Origin of the sequence: Mesorhizobium sp. M7A.F.Ca.CA.003.01.2.1 (assembly GCF_003998945.1) — a bacterium.
GTDB classification, from domain to species: domain Bacteria; phylum Pseudomonadota; class Alphaproteobacteria; order Rhizobiales; family Rhizobiaceae; genus Mesorhizobium; species Mesorhizobium ciceri.
The window spans coordinates 1-1,657 of record NZ_RZRA01001102.1 but is presented as its reverse complement, the minus strand read 5'-3'; the positions used below and the strand labels follow the sequence as shown (position 1 = coordinate 1,657).

Annotated in this window: 3 protein-coding genes; 1 reads left to right on the top strand and 2 read right to left on the bottom strand. The window is 65.2% G+C overall.

Translation table 11 applies throughout. From position 1 onward, the window contains the following. On the top strand, positions 1–490 hold a 490-nt coding region (gene gmk, locus EN969_RS30150), incomplete at its 5' end, for a guanylate kinase (RefSeq protein WP_127419684.1). Between the two features lie 48 nt (positions 491–538). Here the strand turns inward: gmk and rsmA are convergent. Next, complete coding sequence (gene rsmA / locus EN969_RS30145; RefSeq protein ID WP_013532511.1) at positions 539–1,378, bottom strand: 16S rRNA (adenine(1518)-N(6)/adenine(1519)-N(6))-dimethyltransferase RsmA; 840 nt, start codon at positions 1,376–1,378, stop codon at positions 539–541. A gap of 10 nt (positions 1,379–1,388) precedes the next feature. Continuing rightward, positions 1,389–1,657 (bottom strand): 4-hydroxythreonine-4-phosphate dehydrogenase PdxA (locus tag EN969_RS30140; RefSeq protein WP_206525268.1); only part of this gene is annotated, 269 nt, incomplete at its 5' end.

Here is a 1,657-nt window from a genome sequence, read left to right as displayed (position 1 = left end):
GATCGAAGGCGTCCACTATCATTTCCGGACGATGCGCGAATTCGAGCGGCTTCGTGATTCAGACGCGCTGCTGGAGTGGGCCGAGGTGCATGGCAATTGCTATGCGACACCGCGCGAGCCTGCCGAACTGGCGCTGTCTGAAGGGCGCGACATGCTGTTCGACATCGACTGGCAGGGCGCCCAGCAGCTCAAGGAGAAGATGCGCGCCGACATCGTCTCGATCTTCATCCTGCCGCCATCGATGAAGGAGTTGAAGGCACGGCTGAAGCGCCGCGCCGAAGACCAGGAAGCGGTGATCGAAACGCGGTTGAAAAACGCCCGCAACGAGATCGAGCACTGGAAGGAATATGATTTCGTCATCGTCAATGACGACCTCGACCGCGCCTTCGCCGAAGTGCGCGGCATCGTCGTCGCCGAGCGGCTGAGACGCGACCGCCGGCCAGGCCTGTTCGATTTCGTCTCGGGACTGTTGGACGAGAAGACGGGTTGAGGCTGTGAAGCGCCAATCTCCCCCACGAGGGGGCAGATCGGCAGCTTCTTACACCGCGTTTGTCAACCTTACAAACTCCTCGACGCTGAGCGTCTCGGCGCGGCGTGTCGGATCGATGCCGGCGCGGTCGAGCAGGGCCTCGCCGCCGAGGCTCTTAACGCTTTGCCGCAGCATCTTGCGACGTTGGCCGAAGGCGGCTTCTGTGACGCGGCCGAGTTTCTTCACCTCGGTGGGCAGGGGCATCGGGCGCGGCACAAGATGCACCACCGAGGAGGTGACCTTTGGCGGCGGCGTGAATGCCTGTGGCGGTACGTCGAAGGCGATCCTCGCCTCCGTCCGCCAGCCGGCAAGAACCCCCAGCCGGCCATAGCTGTCGCTGCCGGCGGGAGCGACGATGCGCTCGGCCACCTCGCGCTGGAACATCAGAGTCATCGAGGTGTAGAAAGGCGGCCAGTCGCTGACCGTCAGCCAGCGCACCAGCAGCTCCGTGCCGATGTTGTAGGGCAGGTTGGCCACGATCTTGACCGGGCCGCCATTGCCGGTCGCTCGACCGGCAAGGCCCGTGAAATCCGTCTTCAGCGCATCGCCCGAAACAACCTCCAGCCGGCCGGGATAGTGGCCGGACACTTCGGCAAGAGCAGCCAGGCAACGTTCGTCGCGCTCTATGGCGATCACCTGGCGCGCTCCGTTGGCAAGCAAGGCGCGGGTCAGCCCGCCGGGACCGGGGCCGACCTCGATGACGGTTGCATCGGACAAGTCGCCGGCGGTGCGGGCGATCTTGCCGGTGAGGTTGAGGTCGAGCAGGAAATTCTGGCCGAGCGCCTTCTTCGCCTGCAGCCCATGACGCTCGATCACCTCGCGCAGCGGCGGCAGCCCGTCGATGGTCATGCCCGAGATCTCATGCGGCAACCGCCTTGGTGTTCGTGTCGGCCAGCCGCCGGGCAAGCTTCAGCGCCGCTATCAGGCTGTCGGGCCGCGCCACACCCTTGCCGGCGATGTCGAAGGCCGTGCCGTGGTCGGGCGAGGTGCGGATAAAGGGCAGGCCGAGCGTGACATTGACCGCCTCGTCGAAAGCCAGCGCCTTGGCCGGGATAAGCGCCTGGTCGTGATACATGCAAAGGGCCGCGTCGTAACCAGCCCGCGCCCGGACATGGAACAACGTGTCGG

Coding starts and splice junctions, on each gene's coding strand:
- rsmA (WP_013532511.1), bottom strand. CDS start 1,378: ATGACCATCGACGGGCTGCCGCCGCTGCGCGAGGTGATCGAGCGTCAT.